19 protein-coding genes and 1 other RNA gene are annotated in these 16,510 nt (G+C 47.6%); 2 read left to right on the top strand and 18 right to left on the bottom strand.

The features are described from left to right. Positions 1 to 34: 34 nt before the first annotated feature. The 6 genes from ssrA to secG form a co-directional block, all read right to left on the bottom strand. Positions 35 to 395, bottom strand: a transfer-messenger RNA (tmRNA) gene (ssrA, locus tag DMO16_RS21040). Positions 396 to 523: 128 nt separating this feature from the next. After that, positions 524 to 991, bottom strand: coding sequence for an SsrA-binding protein SmpB (gene smpB, locus DMO16_RS21035; protein ID WP_061972024.1), 468 nt, complete (start codon positions 989 to 991; stop codon positions 524 to 526). A 101-nt stretch (positions 992 to 1,092) separates the two neighbouring features. Then, positions 1,093 to 3,393, bottom strand: coding sequence for a ribonuclease R (gene rnr / locus DMO16_RS21030; protein WP_074440547.1), 2,301 nt, complete (start codon positions 3,391 to 3,393; stop codon positions 1,093 to 1,095). A gap of 26 nt (positions 3,394 to 3,419) precedes the next feature. After that, entirely contained in the window at positions 3,420 to 4,172 is a 753-nt protein-coding gene (locus tag DMO16_RS21025) for an alpha/beta hydrolase (protein WP_129479925.1), read from the bottom strand. A gap of 15 nt (positions 4,173 to 4,187) precedes the next feature. Continuing rightward, positions 4,188 to 4,883: an alpha/beta hydrolase gene (locus tag DMO16_RS21020; protein ID WP_061972022.1), complete on the bottom strand. Its 696-nt coding sequence runs from the start codon at positions 4,881 to 4,883 to the stop codon at positions 4,188 to 4,190. A 139-nt stretch (positions 4,884 to 5,022) separates the two neighbouring features. Then, complete coding sequence (gene secG / locus DMO16_RS21015; protein WP_061972021.1) at positions 5,023 to 5,253, bottom strand: preprotein translocase subunit SecG; 231 nt, start codon at positions 5,251 to 5,253, stop codon at positions 5,023 to 5,025. Between the two features lie 123 nt (positions 5,254 to 5,376). On the opposite strand from secG, the gene DMO16_RS21010 reads away from it, so the two are divergent. Both DMO16_RS21010 and DMO16_RS21005 read left to right on the top strand, forming a co-directional pair. Next, positions 5,377 to 6,033 (top strand): ABC transporter ATP-binding protein, encoded by a 657-nt coding sequence (locus tag DMO16_RS21010; RefSeq protein ID WP_129479924.1) that lies wholly within the window; start codon positions 5,377 to 5,379, stop codon positions 6,031 to 6,033. Next, a complete protein-coding gene (locus DMO16_RS21005) occupies positions 6,014 to 6,793 on the top strand; it encodes an ABC transporter permease (protein WP_129479923.1) in 780 nt (259 codons plus the stop codon). The genes DMO16_RS21010 and DMO16_RS21005 overlap by 20 nt, the downstream gene beginning before the upstream one ends. Here the strand turns inward: DMO16_RS21005 and DMO16_RS21000 are convergent. From DMO16_RS21000 to DMO16_RS20945, 12 genes are read right to left on the bottom strand one after another with little or no spacing between them, the layout of a single operon-like run. Further along, entirely contained in the window at positions 6,785 to 7,501 is a 717-nt protein-coding gene (locus DMO16_RS21000) for a hypothetical protein (protein WP_061972018.1), read from the bottom strand. The genes DMO16_RS21005 and DMO16_RS21000 overlap by 9 nt on opposite strands. After that, positions 7,485 to 7,988, bottom strand: a complete 504-nt coding sequence (locus DMO16_RS20995; RefSeq protein ID WP_129479922.1) for an ECF transporter S component — start codon at positions 7,986 to 7,988, stop codon at positions 7,485 to 7,487. Before DMO16_RS20995 ends, DMO16_RS21000 begins: the two co-directional genes overlap by 17 nt. Beyond that, positions 7,975 to 8,562, bottom strand: coding sequence for a cob(I)yrinic acid a,c-diamide adenosyltransferase (locus tag DMO16_RS20990; protein WP_061972016.1), 588 nt, complete (start codon positions 8,560 to 8,562; stop codon positions 7,975 to 7,977). The genes DMO16_RS20995 and DMO16_RS20990 overlap by 14 nt, the downstream gene beginning before the upstream one ends. Positions 8,563 to 8,577: 15 nt before the next feature. Beyond that, entirely contained in the window at positions 8,578 to 9,006 is a 429-nt protein-coding gene (locus DMO16_RS20985; RefSeq protein WP_129479921.1) for a bifunctional adenosylcobinamide kinase/adenosylcobinamide-phosphate guanylyltransferase, read from the bottom strand. Next, the gene (locus DMO16_RS20980) at positions 8,958 to 9,587 is read right to left on the bottom strand and encodes a histidine phosphatase family protein (RefSeq protein ID WP_129479920.1); all 630 of its coding nucleotides are present in this window, start codon (positions 9,585 to 9,587) and stop codon (positions 8,958 to 8,960) included. Before DMO16_RS20980 ends, DMO16_RS20985 begins: the two co-directional genes overlap by 49 nt. Beyond that, positions 9,545 to 10,357 carry an adenosylcobinamide-GDP ribazoletransferase gene (gene cobS / locus DMO16_RS20975; protein ID WP_164988980.1) on the bottom strand — a complete coding sequence of 271 codons (813 nt, stop codon included), beginning with the start codon at positions 10,355 to 10,357 and terminating at the stop codon, positions 9,545 to 9,547. The genes DMO16_RS20980 and cobS overlap by 43 nt, the downstream gene beginning before the upstream one ends. After that, on the bottom strand, positions 10,326 to 10,928 hold the full coding sequence (locus tag DMO16_RS20970) for a bifunctional adenosylcobinamide kinase/adenosylcobinamide-phosphate guanylyltransferase (protein ID WP_061972012.1): 603 nt from the start codon (positions 10,926 to 10,928) through the stop codon (positions 10,326 to 10,328). The genes cobS and DMO16_RS20970 overlap by 32 nt, the downstream gene beginning before the upstream one ends. Beyond that, a complete protein-coding gene (gene cobD / locus DMO16_RS20965) occupies positions 10,922 to 12,007 on the bottom strand; it encodes a threonine-phosphate decarboxylase CobD (RefSeq protein WP_061972011.1) in 1,086 nt (361 codons plus the stop codon). Before cobD ends, DMO16_RS20970 begins: the two co-directional genes overlap by 7 nt. Then, positions 11,982 to 12,941, bottom strand: a complete 960-nt coding sequence (gene cbiB / locus DMO16_RS20960; protein WP_061972910.1) for an adenosylcobinamide-phosphate synthase CbiB — start codon at positions 12,939 to 12,941, stop codon at positions 11,982 to 11,984. Before cbiB ends, cobD begins: the two co-directional genes overlap by 26 nt. Next, on the bottom strand, positions 12,941 to 14,407 hold the full coding sequence (locus tag DMO16_RS20955; RefSeq protein ID WP_129479917.1) for an adenosylcobinamide amidohydrolase: 1,467 nt from the start codon (positions 14,405 to 14,407) through the stop codon (positions 12,941 to 12,943). Before DMO16_RS20955 ends, cbiB begins: the two co-directional genes overlap by 1 nt. Beyond that, positions 14,404 to 15,468 carry a FecCD family ABC transporter permease gene (locus DMO16_RS20950; RefSeq protein WP_129479916.1) on the bottom strand — a complete coding sequence of 355 codons (1,065 nt, stop codon included), beginning with the start codon at positions 15,466 to 15,468 and terminating at the stop codon, positions 14,404 to 14,406. The genes DMO16_RS20955 and DMO16_RS20950 overlap by 4 nt, the downstream gene beginning before the upstream one ends. Further along, positions 15,431 to 16,390 (bottom strand): ABC transporter substrate-binding protein, encoded by a 960-nt coding sequence (locus DMO16_RS20945; protein ID WP_425590045.1) that lies wholly within the window; start codon positions 16,388 to 16,390, stop codon positions 15,431 to 15,433. The genes DMO16_RS20950 and DMO16_RS20945 overlap by 38 nt, the downstream gene beginning before the upstream one ends. Positions 16,391 to 16,510: the final 120 nt, after the last annotated feature.

Raw genomic sequence — 16,510 nt, 5'->3', positions numbered from 1 at the left:
TATAACATTTTTAAGCAACACCAAAAGTATGTATTGGTGGAGACGGTGGGAGTCGAACCCACGTCCAAAGATAACGGCACTTAAGCTTCTACGAGTGTAGTCGATATATTCGCGTTTCGCGACTTCAGCTGCCTATCGACAGGCGTTTGAAGTGCTAGCCTGATTGCGCTCTTCCTTCGTCCTCAGGCGGAGGACAGCCGGCGTAGCCCACTAAGAGTGAGACCCTTACCCTACCACATGGGCGATGGAGGGAGGATCAGCTAAAGTGCTATTACGCAGCTAAAGCTAGGTTGTTGTTAGTTTTGCCAGTTATAGGCGTTGGCGTTTTAACGAGGCCGACCCCCTCGACTCGCAACTTAAGCTCGAACTACCCCTGTCGAATCCGTAACGTCCCCATGATAGAAATCCCGGGGTGAATCTTACGGGAAGTTAAAGCTGCGCTGCAACTTTTTATTCAGTTGTTAGCAACAAAATAAAGTATAGCATTTTTACGCGGTTATTTCAACCGGCCACACTCTCCAGTTTATGCCTTTTGGCGATCCCTGAAGGCACGTTCGATCTCGCGTTTTGCATCTTTTTTCTTCAGATCCTGCCGCTTGTCGTAGTTCTTTTTACCCTTGGCCAAGCCGATTAAAACCTTAGCAAATCCGTTTTTCAGATACAGCTTCAATGGGACGATCGAGTATCCCTGCTCTTTTGTCTGGCCCAAAAGCTTGGCGATCTCCTTCTTGTGAAGGAGCAGTTTGCGTGTTCTGAGCGGATCATGGTTGTACCGGTTTCCCTGTTCGTACGGGCTCACGTGCATGTTGTGAAGAAACAGTTCTCCATTTTGTACACGGGCGAATGAATCCTTCAAATTGATCCGGCCAGCCCGGATGGCTTTGATTTCAGTACCCTGGAGGACGATGCCTGCCTCAAAGGTTTCTTCTATATGATAATCATGCCGCGCTTTTTTATTTTGAGCGACAAGTTTTCCTTCTCCTCTTGGCATGTTTCATGACCTCCCCAAAACAAGTGCACCCTTAATTATACTTAATTGGTCAGGAAACGTCAAATACAGCTGTGAACTGCTTGACGTTTCCCTGCACTGGTTTATCTCTTTTTGTTTTTCTTTTTCTTTTTCGTGATATTCCCTTTATAGAATGGCTTTTTCTTGCCTTTTGTTGATCCGCCTTTGTCCCCTCGGTCGGCTTCAGGACGGCGTGTTTTTCGCTTTCGTCCTTCGCCTTCAATGACTGTTGGACGGTCTTTTCCCCGTTTGCGGGGTGTTCCCTTCATACCCACGATCTCAAAATCAATCGCCCGCTCATCGAGATTCACATTGATGACCCTAACCGCAAGTTCATCCCCGATCCGGAACACGTTCCCTGTGCGTTCACCGATCATGGCCATATGCTTCTCATCATAGCGGTAGTAATCATCAGCCAGGTAGCTCACATGTACGAGACCTTCAATGGTATTGGGAAGTTCTACAAACAACCCGAAGTTGGTTACGGAACTGATGACACCTTCGTACTCTTCCCCGATTTTATCCTGCATGAATTCAGCTTTTTTCAGATCATCCGTTTCACGCTCGGCATCCACCGCGCGGCGTTCCCGGTCGGAAGCATGCTTGGCGATTTTCTCAAGCTGTCCCTTCCATTTTGCAACCGTGCTTGGATCGGTCTTTTTGTTAATCAGATACGTCCGGATCAACCGGTGAACGATCAAGTCCGGATACCGCCGGATCGGTGAAGTGAAATGCGTATAAAACTCGGTCGCCAGACCATAGTGGCCCAAGCTTTCCGGATAGTACTTCGCCTGCTTCATGGAACGAAGCATGATTTTGCTGATCACCATTTCTTCCGGCTCGCCTTTTACTTCTTCAAGAAGTTTTTGCAGTGAACTCGGATGAACCTCTTCCACTCCGCCTTTTAGTACATAGCCAAACATGGCGATGAATTCAAGGAAACGATGCAGCTTCTCTGCATCCGGGTCTTCATGGATCCGGTACATGAACGGAAGATCGGCCTTATGGAAGTGCTGCGCTACCGTTTCGTTGGCACACAGCATGAACTCCTCAATCAGGCGTTCTGCTACCGACCGTTCGCGAAGCACCACTTCCTGCGGCTCGCTATTTTCATTGACGATGACACGCGCTTCACTGAAATCGAAGTCAATAGCACCTCGGTTAAATCGGCGCTTGCGCAGAATTTCGGCCAGTTCGCCCATTCCATCAAAAAACGGAATAAGCGGCTCATAACGTTTTAAGACGTCGTCGTCTTCACGCTGCAGGATTTTCCGTACGTTCGTGTAGGTCATCCGTTCCACGGTCTTGATCACACTCGGGAAAATCTCATGCTTGATCACTTCGCCTTTAGGCGTGATTTCCATCTCACAGGAAAGCGTCAGGCGGTCCACCCGCGGATTCAATGAACAGATCCCGTTGGACAGGCGGTGAGGAATCATCGGAATAACCCGGTCCACGAGATACACACTTGTACCCCGTTCCAACGCTTCCACATCGATTGGTGATCCTTCAGTTACATAGTGACTGACATCAGCGATATGGACACCGAGTTTATAATTGCCGTTATCAAGCTTGATTACATTAACAGCATCATCCAAATCCTTAGCATCTTCGCCATCGATGGTGACGATGGTTTGGTCGCGCAGATCACGGCGGCCTTCGATATCATTCGGATCAATGGTGTCAGGCACACTGTTTGCCTGTTCAAGCACCTCTTCAGGGAACTCTCTTGGCAGCCCGTGTTTGAAAATGACGGAAAGGATATCCACGCCAGGGTCGTTTTTATGGCCGAGAATGTGGATGACTTCTCCTTCTGCACTGTTTCGCCCTTCAGGGTACTTGGTGATTTTAACAACGACTTTATGGCCTTCAATGGCACCATTTACCCCTTCAGCCGGGATGAAAATATCATTCGGAATCCGTTTGTCATCAGCGACCACAAACCCAAAACTGCGGCTTTGCTGGAATGTTCCTACTGTTTCTGTTACTCCACGCTCCAAAATGCGGATAATGGTACCTTCCGGATGAGAGCCTTTTGAATTGGTGTTAAGGCGTACGAGCACCACGTCATTGTTCATGGCACTGCCCATGTCTCCCTGAGAAACGTAGACGTCTTTTCCTTCTCCTGTTTCAGGGAGGACGAAAGCAAACCCTTTCGCATGAGCCTGCACCTTTCCTCGAACAAGATTCATTTTGTCAGGAAGACCGTATCGGTTTGTTCTTGTTCTGACAACAAGCCCCTCGTCTTCCATCTCGTTCAGTGTGCGAACCAAAATTTTAAAATCATCCGCTTCCTGGAGCCCAAAGGCGTCTTCCAGTTCCTGAACGCTAAGCGGTTTATATGCTTCTTCTTTCATGAACGCAAGCAGTTGCTGCTTATCCACTACATCTCCTCCTTCTGGGAAAAACGTTACTCCATGGTCCAGTCCAGCTTTTCCAGGAAGGTGTAAACATCCTCGTGCAGCTGTTCCTTTTCCTTGCCAAGTGTGATTACATGAGTGGATTCTTCGTACCATTTCAAATCCTTTAGATCGCTTTCCACTTCATTGTAAATAATATTGGCAGAGTCCGTATTAATCATCTCGTCATGTCTAGCCTGTACAACAAATGTAGGTGCGTATACCATGTCGATGGAATTTCGCACACCACTCAGGAGCTGTTGAAGGCCCTTTAAGGTATTCATAGGGGTCTTTTTGAACGCCTCCATCTCCAGATCCACTTGCTCCTGCGACTTATTTTCTCGGCTTTTGTATTCACGGGCATACTCCAGCACACCCTGGTAAATCGTTTCTTCACTTTTCACATGCATTGGTGCGCACATTGGCACGACACCCATCACCGGCTGCTCGGTAGCCAGTTTCAATGAAAAAACACCGCCAAGCGACAATCCGCAAACGGCAATTTCCGTATGTCCCTTCTCTTTTAGAAGGTTGAACCCATCCATAACATCCTTCCACCAGTCATCCGGGCCTGTATGTACGAGTTCTTCCGGTGGGACAGCGTGCCCTTTGTACTGAGGAGCATGGCAGGTGTATCCCTTCTTTTGCAAAAAACGGCCCAGCATGCGAACGTCCGCTGAGCTGCCGGTAAAGCCATGTAATAATAATACCGCCCGTTTTCCTCCTTCAAACATAAATGGTTTTGGTGCTGTAATTTTCATCATGCTGCTTACTCTCCCTTACTTCGTTGGTTCCATTAAAAATTGAAAAACTTCTTCGATCAGCTGTTCCTGATTCACATCGTGGCAGATCATATGCTTTGATTCTTTTAAATAACATAGCTTCTTACGTTTCGATGGTATGGTTTTATAAATATACTCTGCGCTCTTGCGCGGCACCAGTCCGTCGCACTCCCCCTGGATAATCAGCGTAGGTACATCAATAGCACGAAACGAAGGCTTGAGCGTTTTGACGAGCTTCCGGAATTCGAACGTGGCGGAAAGCGGAGTATCCATAAATTTTTTCCGGTATCGCAGGTACAGTTCATCATCCTTCAGCGTTCCCCGCATACCTTTTATGATCATGTCCTTGATATCTTTCACCATCTGTGCCGGGTTCATATAGTAAGCGCTGGCACTGAGCAGGATGAGTTTATCGCATCCGTACTTCGATGCAAGATAACCGCCGATGATTCCACCCATGGAGAACCCGAGAATATAGAGCGTGTCGCTCTTTTTCCGCAATTCCAAAAAGGCGCGTTCTGCTTCATCGATCCAAAGCTTGTGTGTAATCCCCTTCAGCATCAATTGCTCTCCATGCCCCGGATAGGTCGGCACTGAAATCAGCCAATCGGTATGTTCTTCTAAATAGCGGGTAACCGGCTCTACTTCATACGGACTGCCGGTAAAGCCATGAAGACAAAGACAGCCAATCATATTATCACCTTTTTTATCATTAGTTACCCTATAATGTCCGTAAAAAATCATACCATATCCCTATTGGAAAAAGCTTTCAAACTGGCGGATAAAAAAATAAAAACAGCAAGTGAAAAATTCACCTGCTGTTGGGGTATCATTAGATAAAATACGCTACCGCAATCGCCAACAAGAAGAACAATGTGGCGAGAATAATCGTCAGCCTGCTCAGGACGGCATCCATTCCACGGGCTTTTTGTTTTCCAAATAACTGCTCGGCGCCACCAGTAATCGCTCCTGATAATCCTGCCGAACGGCCAGATTGAAGAACAACGACTATAATAAGTGCGATCGAAACAATCACCAATAAAACTGTTGCTGCTGTTTGCATTTGTCACACCTCCACGGACAACGTTACACTATACTTAATGTATCATACGGGCATTCGTTCGGCAACGTATTCCAAATAATTTATCGTGCCATAAAGGGGCTGTCAGGAAGGAGGCATTGACCCATGTTTGAACTAAAAGAGATTCGCTATAAGGATATTTTGAAGATTGGTCATTTACGTATGGAAGAAAATAAAGTGAGCATTCTTACCGGAGAAAGCGGCAGCGGAAAAACAACGGTGCTGAAACTGCTGAATCACCTGATCAGCCCGGATGAAGGCAAGGTGTTCTACAAAGGGAAGGATATCGCCACGCTTGATCCTGTACAGCATCGAAGAAACGTGATCATGCTTCAGCAAATGCCCGCTATATTTCCCGGCACCGTCAAAGATAATCTTGTCGCCGGACTGGTGTTCTCGGAGAAAGCGGTGCCAGATGATCGAGTGCTTGAAGAAGCTTTACATAGTGTGCATTTACGAAAATCATTAAAAACAGATGCAGAGGGATTGTCCGGCGGAGAGCAGCAGCGGCTTGCGCTGGCCCGGGTTCTTTTGCTTGATGCGGAAGTTTATCTGCTGGACGAGCCATCATCCGCCCTTGATGACGAAACAGCGGATGAGGTCATCTCATCTTTTTTAAAAAAGGCCAAACAAAAGAATAGAACGGTCATCATGGTCACCCACTCCAAGCAAATTGCAGACCGTTACGCTGACGTGCCGGTACATCTTGAAAGGTACAATCAGAAAATAAAGGAGGCTGCTGATGAACGATCAAATTATTGATATTTCGTTGTGGCAGCTTCTGTCTGCCTATCTCTTTATCGTGGTATTGACGGTGATTGTGAAGTGGAGAGGCATAGCGAGGGAAAAAGAGATTATCATCGGAACCCTGAGAATGACGATCCAGCTCGTGCTCGCGGGGTATATCCTCACCTATGTATTCAAGCACCCGCATCCCCTTCTGACTCTTTTCATTTTCGTTCTCATGGAAATTTTTGCAATCTATAACGTTTTTAAGCGGATCAAATACGATTTATCTTCTTCATTAAAAAAAGTCATCGCTGTTTCGATGACAGTAGGAACTCTCGTCAGCCTTCTATTTTTCAACTATGTGGTCATTCAGTTCTCTCCCTGGTTTGAGCCGAGGTATGTTATACCGATTGCCGGGATGATCATTGGGAATGCCATGACAGGGATAACGCTTGGGGTCAATCACCTTGTGGAGGGCATGAAAAAGCAAAAACGCATGGTGGAAGCAGCCTTGATGCTCGGGGCAACTCCAAAAGCCGCTTCCAAAGAACTCGTCGACCGTGCGTTTGATTCCGCCATTCTTCCCACGATCAATTCGATGGTCGGCATGGGAATCGTCTTTCTTCCAGGCATGATGACCGGCCAGATTTTGTCAGGTATCTCCCCGCTCACTGCGATTGAATATCAGATTGCGATCATGCTGGGGATTGCCGGATCGGTATCATTCAGCGTCATCCTTTTTGTTCAATATGGCTACCGGACGTTTTTTAATGAGCGGTCACAATTAAAATAATGGGTCAAGTTCATGAAACAGCATTCCGCACAAACTTCTGATGGCGGAATGCTGTTTTTCGTCATAACTGATTAGCACGCATGTAGATGGCCCGGCTGACTTATCCAATGGCAGGGTACTCTTGAACCTTGCCGAAGAACCACACAGTACCCCGAGTTCGTATCCAATGCCTTTGGAGCCGACAGGCAGGATTTCATAAATGCCGTCTGTTTTCAGCAGCTGCCGGAATAGAGATAATGAAATTCCCTCTTTAGAACGGCTGATCACTTCCTCCCCGACAAGGGGCGCACCTATGACCGCCACTTTAGCAATTGAAGGCGTGATTCCCATTTTCAAATCATGATGAGCCGCCCTGCCGATCATTGTGAAAGAAGAAGCGGACTGGACCATGTTCATATTGCTTTCGGAGCTTCCCGTGATTTCGATAGTATCGAGACCAAGCTCCGCAAACGTCTTTTGTGCTCCTGTCACAAGCTCGTTCCATGCCCCTTCACCGTTAAAGGAGTGGATAATGAACGAAACGGGCAGTGCCCCGGCAGCCAGCACTTCCATCGCGCAGACCCGGGCGCCATACTGGGCGACTACCTCATAAGGGACCTTTACCTCATCCATCGGAAGGCTGCCAATTCCCCCAGAGTTATCCGCGGCAATCACCGCCACATGCCCAGAGCCAAAGCCCTGCACGGTTATATCACGATTTCTTTTCATGGTTGATCCTCATGGCAGAATGCCGGAACGCCCGCTTTATTCGCGGGATGATTACAAGTGCGGTCAAACCATTCAGCACAGCAGCAGCCAGCAGACTTGGGATAAGTCCGAGAACGACCGCTTTTCCCAAAACAGGCCAGAAGCAGAGCGGAGCCAGGACACCATTTCCTATTATAAACATCAATGTGGCAGCGGTTTTCGCATTTTTTCTGTATAGCACGCCATAAAAGAAGCCCAGGAGTCCCATCTGAACCGCTACCACTAAATGGAGCGGTCCCAAAGGAAAACCGGCCAGGGCGGCTGTTAGCAAATGCCCAAAACAGGCAACAGCAAGCCCAGTCCATGGCGACATTAACGCAGCCGCAGCCAGGGCGGGCATGGAATCAAAGGCCACACTGCCTATTGGAGAAGGAATTTTGATAAACGAACCGGCTACTGCCAGAGAAACAAACGCCGTAAACAGCGCGATATGTTTATTTCGTGTCATTTTCTTTTCGCTTGCCTCCACGGAAAACGATCGCACTTCGTTCGTACTCCACGTCCTTTACTCCTTCGCGGAAATTAATCACCCGGGCAATGGCAAAAAAGTAATCGGATAAGCGGTTCACGTATTTTAAAACAACCGGGTTGATTTCATTCTCCTGCTTCAGCGCCACAATTTCCCGCTCTCCCCGCCTTGCTACTGTACGGCAAACATGAATCGCGGCTGAAGCCTCTGAACCTCCCGGAAGAATGAAGCGTTCCAGCTCTGGAGCTTCTTTAATGTATTCATCAATGCGCTCTTCCAAAAAGGTGATCATGTCGGTGTTTGCTTTATATGGATAATCCTTTTTTACAGCTGAAAGATCGCCGCCGCAGTCAAACAACTCATGCTGGATCTTCACCAGTTCGTTCCGGATATCGTCATACTTGGCATCCTGGAGCTTTGTAACGGCCACCCCAACAAAGCTGTTCAGCTCATCAAGTGTTCCATAGGCATTAACACGGATATGGTTTTTATCCAGCCGGCCTCCGATCACACTTGTTTTTCCTTCATCTCCAGTACGTGTGTAAAGCTTCATTCCGATCATCTCCTTTTATTTTATCGTCTGTTCCAACCCATACCAGACCACATGCACTTTCTCAGCCGCCATCGCTGCATCTTGAAAAAACCAGCCGGAAACATCACGCCATCTCCTGTTTTCTTCCTCCATCGGCACTATGCCTTTTCCGATGTCTGTTCCAACCAAAACAAGCCGGCGGCCAGGCAGGGCTGATTCCCATTCCAGCCAGGCATGCAATTTTTTCTTAAGCACTTCTCTTGTTCCCTTTTTATTCGCTTGTACAACCTTCTTCACCAACTGCTCCATTCCTTCCAGTACGACAAGCGAAGTTTTGAACTCATCGGCCTCTGGGCACACGGCATCATACAGATTAAACCAGCCCTCCATCTTCCTCGAGGCTGAATAGGTGTCCATCACCCACTTGGCTTTACCGTGGAAGGCGCCTCCTGTAACAAAGTGCATAATGCATTTAACCTCCCTTTGTTTTCTTTCCAAACCAGTGTGTACCCTCTTCCATGGGAAACACTCCACTCCCACATTTCTTTTGGTTCAGGAGCAAACATCGATAAATACAAGCGGACCGGACCGCCATGGGTGACCACTGTCACATGTCCGTTTTGCTCCGCCAATGGCCAGATCTCCTCTTCCCATACTGAAAGCAGACGTTTTTCAAATTCATGAAAATGCTCTCCCCCGGGGGGGCAGGTTCCAAATGGATCATCAATCCATTCTCTGTAGTGGCGGTCATGACAAAGCTCTTTATACGTTAGATTTTCCCATTCGCCAAAATGGATCTCCTGAAGTGCCGGACTCGTGATGATCTGCTGGCCTGGAAAAAGAATTTCTGCGGTCTCCAAGCACCGTTTCCGGTCACTTGAAAGGACCACATCTGAAGGTAAAAAGCTTTCCTTTTCCTGCATTTCTCTCAATTCATTCCTACCCTCTTCGCAAAGAAGAGGATCACTGTATCCAATGTATTTCTTTTGCTGATTCTCCAGCGTCAGCCCGTGACGAAGGAGAGTAACAGCCACCCTCCGAGCCATAATACGGTTTCCATCCCTTCTGAACTCGCACCAAGCGCGTCTCCTGTAATTCCGCCAAACTCAATGGTTGCAAACCGTTTGCTCACAAGAAAAAACAAAGCTCCTAAGATCGTCAGACCCGTAAATAAAAAAAGCATGCCTGCAAGCCATGAACTGACTCCCACACCCAAGAAATATAATGCGTACATTCCAAAGCTCATTTTTGAAATATTCTGCTTCATGGCAAATGCCATGCCTTCTTCCTTAGCCAGGGGAGCAGAAATTAGCAGACAGCCCATACTGGTACGGGCCAGAAACGGAATGAGCAGAAACAGCAGCCAGCTCTTCTCAGGTGCAATCCTCAGGCTTTCGTAGATCAACAGAAAACGCCAGCTCAGCAGAAATAGCACGGATACAACGCCAAATGCCCCGGTCCTCGGATCCTTCATGATTTCCAGCCTTTTTTCTTTACTTCCGTATGAAAAATAGGCATCACTGCAATCCATCCATCCGTCGAGATGCAGTCCACCTGTTAATGCGACAGAAAAACTAAATAAATAAAAACTGACCATCAAGGGAGATATGAACGATTGCTGACTCAGAAAATGCGCCTGAACGGCAGTTAATCCGCCGAGCAGCAGGCCAACAACCGGATACCAGTACACGCTCCATTTACTTGTTTCCTTCGTCCACGGGAACGCTGTCCGAATAGGGAAGGCTGTTAAAAACTGCAAAGCCAGCCCCAAGCCGTACAATGAGCTAAACCGTACAGGCTGTGCATTGGTTTTCATCCGCATCATATCCTTTGCGTAAAATCGGCATGCCAAACTCTACCTGGTACACCCAGTGGGCTTGCCTCACAATATGCTGATGCAGATGCCCCATTATCTGCATAAAGTAAAACGTTCCGCTGTCATCGGGCAGCAGGCCTTGAAACACTTCATTGGAAACGATAATCAGGACTCCGCATTGCTTCTCCAGCTCAATGATTGCATCCATGATTTTTTGAAAAACCAATTCCCGAAACGCAATCCCTTCCCACTGTTTCCTATTTTCCTGCCACCCGTCAAAAAGCTCATTGCTGACAAGATTGGTTAAACAGTCGAGCAGGATCACTTCCTCTTGCTTAAAAACGGTGCACAAGTCATGAATATTCCTGGGCTGTTCCCACGTTTTCCAAGCGTACCCGCTTTTCTCACGGTCCTCCCTGTGCCGGTTGATGCGCTCGGCCATCTCCTCTCCACTTTGGTCGCATGTGGCGACATAATGAAGGCGGTACCCTTTATTGCCGTGGTATACCGCTACCATTTCAGCAAATGAGCTCTTTCCGCTTCTCACGCCTCCAGTTATAAAAATCAGCATGATGCATTCCACCCTTCAAGAACATCCAGCAGCACATCATTTTCCTCGGGCGTCCGGATCGCCAGACGGATAAATCTTCCTTCCAGGCCGTTAAAATTGAAGGTATGCCTGACAATAATCCTTCTTGAGAGTAAATACTTAATCAGGTCCATCTGGTCCTTTTCTTCTCCCTTTTCTCGTAACAAATAAAAATTAACTAGAGAAGGAGAGGGCTCGAAGCCCAGGCGGCGCAAGACAGGAAACAGCCGGTTTCGTTCGTTTGCCGTCTTTTCAGCAATATCAGCAGCAATTGGTTTTTCCTGCGCAACACAAAGCATCCCGATTTTTTGAGCCGGTCCGTTTACACTCCACGGTGGCTGGTATTTCTTCATTTTTAAAATCAAATCTAGGGACGACATGGCGTAGCCGAGCCGCAGACCGGGCAAGTGAAACATCTTTGTTAAGGAACGCAGTAGGATCAAATTGTTAAAATGAGCCAGTAAAGGCACAGCAGTTACCGGATTTTCCATGAAATGAACAAACGCTTCATCGACAACCAGGGTCACCTTTTTCTCTGAACAAAGTTGCAAAAGCTTTTCCAATTCAACTGAATCAAGAGCAGTTCCTGTTGGATTATTGGGCTGGCACAGAAAACAAAGCTGTTTGCCTTCAAGGGATTTTTCTAATTCCTCAAAAGAAATCCCCCATTTTGATTCCTCCTGCGTTATAAAACTCTCAACCTTGCATCCATTCGCTTCACATGCTTCTCTGTATTCTGAAAACGCAGGTTCAATAATCAGCACATTGGCGCCTCTGTAAGCTTGGGCGATGAGAAAAATAAGCTCTGCCGCTCCATTTCCTGCCAGAACCTGTTCTGGACCGAGCCCGGCCATTTCCGCTGCCAATTGCAAAAAGGGAGCTGCAGATGGATGGGGATAGTGAAGGATCTCTTCATAAAGAGATCCCCAAACCTCCTTGAGATTGACGAGCGGAGGATACGGATTAACGTTCACACTAAAATCCAGGCTGTTTTCCTTCAGTTCAGTCTGAAGCGATCGGGCCAGCAGCTCCGGGTTAGCTCCATGATTGGGCAGCAACAATATAGATCCCTCCCGCTGCAAGTAATATAATCGTGAACCATGTGACTGCTTGCTGCATGATGACGATCGTCTTTTCAATATGTATCGGTTTCAGACTGTATTGTGCCCGGCCGATGAACGGGCGATAAGATACCAGGCCATTATAATAATTGGTTCCTCCGAGCCGTATGCCCAGCAGCCCGGCAACAGCTGCTTCTCCCCAGCCGCTGTTGGGACTCGGATGGTGACGGGCTTCTTCCTTCAGCCAGGCAAACGTCAGACGCTTCTTCATCATTGCATGAAAGACCATCAAAAACGCTGTAAGACGGGCAGGGATATAATTCAGCACATCATCCAGCCTGGCCGATGCCCAGCCAAAGTCTTTGTATCTGTCATTCTTGTAGCCTACCATGGAATCGCATGTATTTACGGCCCGGTACAGCAAGGCAAGCGGAGCCCCGCCGATAAAAGCAAAGAAAAGCGGGGCAGTTACGCCATCGCTCGTATTCTCTGCCACGGTTTCCACCACACCTCTCACTATTTCCTGAGAAGGAAGGCCTTGTGTGTCTCTTCCCACAATCCAGCTTAATTTCGTTCTGGCTTCCTCCAGATCTCCGCGGACAAGCGGGTCATAAACGGAACGCCCTGCCTCTTTCAGCCCTCTTGCTGCTATGGTCGTAGAAATCAGAATAGACTCGAGACAAACACCTAAAATCATATGAACCGAATACGCAAAGAAAATAAGAAAAAATGAGAGTGCCAGAGTTATAGCCAAAATAAGAAAGAGCATGAAGAGCCCCTTCAGCTTTTTATAGTTTCCTCTGTTCAATGCCCGGTCCAGCCGGCTGATCATCTTACCGAACCCTTTCACCGGATGCGGCAGCCAGCGGGGATCACCGATCAGCTGGTCAATGATGAGAGCAAGAACAATCGACAGTAAATGTAAAGCAATCATCATGGTTGCAGCATTCTCTTTCTATAGTTTTCAATAGCGGTTCCTACCGTTTGATAGACCGCTTTTCCAATCGCTTTTCCTGCCGGTGTGATCGTCCCCGCATACCTCATTTCCTCTCCGTCTTGGGTTGCGGCAATACAAACACTGTCGGTCGATGTACCGGTCGCTGGAGTTCCTGTTACCGGATCTTTAATGCCATAGTCGCGGAGTGCCCCCGCTTTGGCTTCTGTCGCCGTCATCATCGCCTGAACAAAGGCTTCGTCCGTCAGCTTACCCTCCATGAAAATCCAGATGTTGATCGTACCAATGGGCATGGGCTGATCCTTCCGTTCCCACGACCGTCCCGCATCCACCGCATTACCTGTTCCCACAGTGGAGGCGACAAGCAGTTTTACACCTTTTTCTTCGACCGATACCATTCCAGCATCCTGAAGCCTCGCCGCTGTCATCATGCCAACGGTATCGTTTGGATTGAGAGAAATGGAAAACAGATAATCCTCAAATTCTTTTTGGGCATCATCCACATTATAATTTTTGTTCACATGGCGGTTCACAAATGTGTTAGCCCACTGATATCCTCCCCCGATGAGAGCTGATGACATGGTTTTTAACGAGAACGGACTGCGAAAAATCATGGTTTCAGGTGTAGCCTCGAGGACAATCTCAGACAGGTCCTTCCGTTCGTCCTGCTGCCGGGGAACGAGCGCAATGAGCGGCTTTGCCTTTTGCGGATGTTCCTGCCGGCTTAAGTTCGTCTTATATACCGATTGAAGCATCCTGCTGTCCATAATGTCACCAGGCTTTCCAATCGCCTTCATTTTCCCTTTATCCAGAAGAAGAACCTGGTCACAATACAGACTGGCAATATTCAGGTCATGAAGAATGGCCACGACTGTCAGCTGGCAGCCTTCCACCCAATCCTTTAACAGATCCATCAGTTTCATTTGATAGGCCAAATCCAGATGGTTGGTCGGTTCATCCAGCAGCAAAATTTCAGGCTCTTGTGCGAGCGCCTTGGCCAACAGAACACGCTGCCGCTCTCCGCCGCTCAACAGCAGGATACTTTTATCCGCAAACTCCTTAACCCCTGTAAATTCCATGGAGTTTTGAACCACTTCATCGTCATGTGGTGTTGAATGTTTTAATAATCCTTTATAAAACGGATAGCGTCCAAGCGCCACGACCTCTCTAACCGTAAAATCAAACGAACTCTCGGCATGCTGCGGCAATACGGCGATAATTCTTGCCAGTTCCTTGGCGGAATAGCTGCTGATCGGTTTGTCTTTGATCAACACTTCACCTGACTGAAACGGAAGCATTCCATTGATCATTTTCATGAGCGTTGTCTTTCCGCTTCCGTTCGGTCCGATGATCCCGGTAATTTTACCTTTCTCCACGGAAAACAAGAGATCGTCCACAACCTTTTTGCCGTCGTAGCCTCCGGAAAGCTGTTGTACGCTAATCATGTAGTCACCTTCTTTCGCCGATAACGAATAAAGATTACCGCAAAAATCGGACTTCCGATAATGGCGGTCAGTACACCGATAGGAAGTTCTGTCGGTGAAATAATGGTCCGTGCCAGTAAATCAACCAAAACCATAAACACGCCTCCAAGCATCATGGAAAGCGGAAGCAGATGGCGATGATCAACTCCCCAGATCATGCGGGCCATATGGGGTATTACAAGACCGACAAACCCAATGGTCCCCGACACAGCGACGGCCGACCCTGTCAGAAGCGAAGCTCCAAACAAAACAAGCCCCGTATGTTTTTTAACATCAACTCCAATGGACCTGGCATCCTGCTGACCGAATGATAGCGCGTTAAGTTCACGCGCGCTTGCCAGCAGAATCAGCAATCCTGCGATTAAAAAGGGAGCAATCAGTTCTACATAGGCCCAGCCTCTCATCGAAACACTGCCTAGCAGCCAGCCGATGATCTGTCTCAGTTCATCTCCGGTTAAAGCAATCAACAGTGACGTGACCGCCCCGAGAAAGGAACTGCATAACACCCCGGCCAGGATGATGGTCTCAACAGAAAGGTTTTGCTGTACAAGCCTTGCAAAATAAATTACACCGATCAATGTAAGAAACCCCATGATAATGCTGAAAACCGGCAGCGTAAAACTGCCAAGAAACGGCAGCTGAATACCAAAGAATAAGACAATAACCGCCCCGAGTGCCGAGCCTGACGACACACCGAGCGTATACGGATCAGCCAGCGGGTTCTTCAGCAATCCCTGAAACGCCGTGCCGGAAAGTGCCAGCGCACATCCCACGAGCATGGCCAGCACGACCCGCGGAAACCGGATCGCCATGACGATGTTGACCATCGATGTATCAATATTACCGGGAACAGGATAGTGAAAAATATGGGCGCCTAATATTTGAATAACATGAAAAAGGGGGATAGGTATGGAACCTACCGAAATCCCCAATGCAACGGCGAGGCACATTAACAGCAGCACTGCGCCGTATGAAATAATTAGTTTACTTTTTGTAAACGTCCGGATAGATGGCTTTTGCAAGCTCCTCCACTCCTTCAATCAAACGCGGCCCCGGTCTTGTCACCTTGTCTGAGTGCACATCATAAATGTTCTTGTTTTTAACAGCCGGAATGTCTTTCCATCCTTTACGGGAGAGAATCTGCTCTTTCGGATTTTTGGAATAATATCCGTACGTGGTCACGATCACATCGGGATTGTATTTGACCGGCTGTTCTTCTGAAACCTTTGACCATCCCTTCAGGCTTCCCGCGGCATTTTTTGCATGGATGGCGGTCAGCATATCATCAATGAACGTTCCTTTACCTGCTGTATAAATTTCAGGAGCCGGTGCCACTTCCACCCAGACTTTCTTTTCCTTTTTCACTTGCTTTGCTTTTTCTTTGATGTCGGCAAGATCATCCTTCATGGACTTAACGATCTTATCCCCCTGTTTTTGGGTGCCTGTTGCTTTTGCAATCATGTTTATGGACTTGTACGTGTCTTTAAAGTTCTGTGCTTCATTAATTACAACAACTTTTATACCAGCGTTTTTGAGCTGGTCGATTCCTTGCTTGGAAGTGTGTGCACTTGAAGCATGAGCAAGCACAAGATCCGGTTTCATGCCAACAATCTTTTCGACGTTAAAGTCCATGCCGCCAATCTTTGTTTTTTTTGTGGCAGCTTCCGGATAATTATCGAAGTCAGAAACACCGACGATTTCCTTGTCCAGACCGAGTGCAAATGCGACCTCGGTATTGCTCGGAATCAGCGAGACAATTTTCTTTGGCTTCTTCTCAATTTTTACATTTTCGCCTGATGCATCTTTAATGGTTACGGGGAATTCACTTTTTGGTGAATTGGCACCCTTTTCTTTTTTGTCTGCTGACTGGTTTCCGGCTGAACAGCCGGCCATGACGGCGATGACGAGCAGCAGCATCATGGTAATCTGAGTTAATTTCTTCACGTTTTCCACGCTCCTGTATGTACTTCTTTTAGCTGATCGTTTTGTGCAAACAAAAAAGCCCTCCCTTCGGAGAGCGAATCAACAGTAACTCATTTTTCAATGATTACAATTGCTTCACCT

This window comes from Fictibacillus sp. S7, from assembly GCF_004127935.1.
In the GTDB taxonomy this organism is placed as follows: Bacteria; Bacillota; Bacilli; order Bacillales; family Fictibacillaceae; genus Fictibacillus_C; species Fictibacillus_C enclensis.
This window is presented reverse-complemented; position numbering and strand designations above follow the sequence as displayed.

Excerpts from the sequence above, each read along its gene's own strand:
- cbiB (WP_061972910.1), bottom strand. The coding sequence starts at position 12,941 with ATGATTGCTTTACATTTACTGTCGATTGTTCTTGCTCTCATCATTGAC.
- secG (WP_061972021.1), bottom strand. The coding sequence starts at position 5,253 with ATGCAAACAGCAGCAACAGTTTTATTGGTGATTGTTTCGATCGCACTT.
- DMO16_RS20985 (WP_129479921.1), bottom strand. The coding sequence starts at position 9,006 with ATGCACTTTGTTACAGGAGGCGCCTTCCACGGTAAAGCCAAGTGGGTG.
- DMO16_RS20990 (WP_061972016.1), bottom strand. The coding sequence starts at position 8,562 with ATGAAGCTTTACACACGTACTGGAGATGAAGGAAAAACAAGTGTGATC.
- smpB (WP_061972024.1), bottom strand. The coding sequence starts at position 991 with ATGCCAAGAGGAGAAGGAAAACTTGTCGCTCAAAATAAAAAAGCGCGG.
- DMO16_RS20970 (WP_061972012.1), bottom strand. The coding sequence starts at position 10,928 with ATGCTGATTTTTATAACTGGAGGCGTGAGAAGCGGAAAGAGCTCATTT.
- DMO16_RS21000 (WP_061972018.1), bottom strand. The coding sequence starts at position 7,501 with ATGAAAAGAAATCGTGATATAACCGTGCAGGGCTTTGGCTCTGGGCAT.
- DMO16_RS20995 (WP_129479922.1), bottom strand. The coding sequence starts at position 7,988 with ATGACACGAAATAAACATATCGCGCTGTTTACGGCGTTTGTTTCTCTG.
- DMO16_RS20955 (WP_129479917.1), bottom strand. The coding sequence starts at position 14,407 with ATGATTAGCGTACAACAGCTTTCCGGAGGCTACGACGGCAAAAAGGTT.
- DMO16_RS21005 (WP_129479923.1), top strand. The coding sequence starts at position 6,014 with ATGAACGATCAAATTATTGATATTTCGTTGTGGCAGCTTCTGTCTGCC.
- DMO16_RS20980 (WP_129479920.1), bottom strand. The coding sequence starts at position 9,587 with ATGGCTCGGAGGGTGGCTGTTACTCTCCTTCGTCACGGGCTGACGCTG.
- cobS (WP_164988980.1), bottom strand. The coding sequence starts at position 10,357 with ATGAAAACCAATGCACAGCCTGTACGGTTTAGCTCATTGTACGGCTTG.
- DMO16_RS21010 (WP_129479924.1), top strand. The coding sequence starts at position 5,377 with ATGTTTGAACTAAAAGAGATTCGCTATAAGGATATTTTGAAGATTGGT.
- DMO16_RS21025 (WP_129479925.1), bottom strand. The coding sequence starts at position 4,172 with ATGATGAAAATTACAGCACCAAAACCATTTATGTTTGAAGGAGGAAAA.
- DMO16_RS21020 (WP_061972022.1), bottom strand. The coding sequence starts at position 4,883 with ATGATTGGCTGTCTTTGTCTTCATGGCTTTACCGGCAGTCCGTATGAA.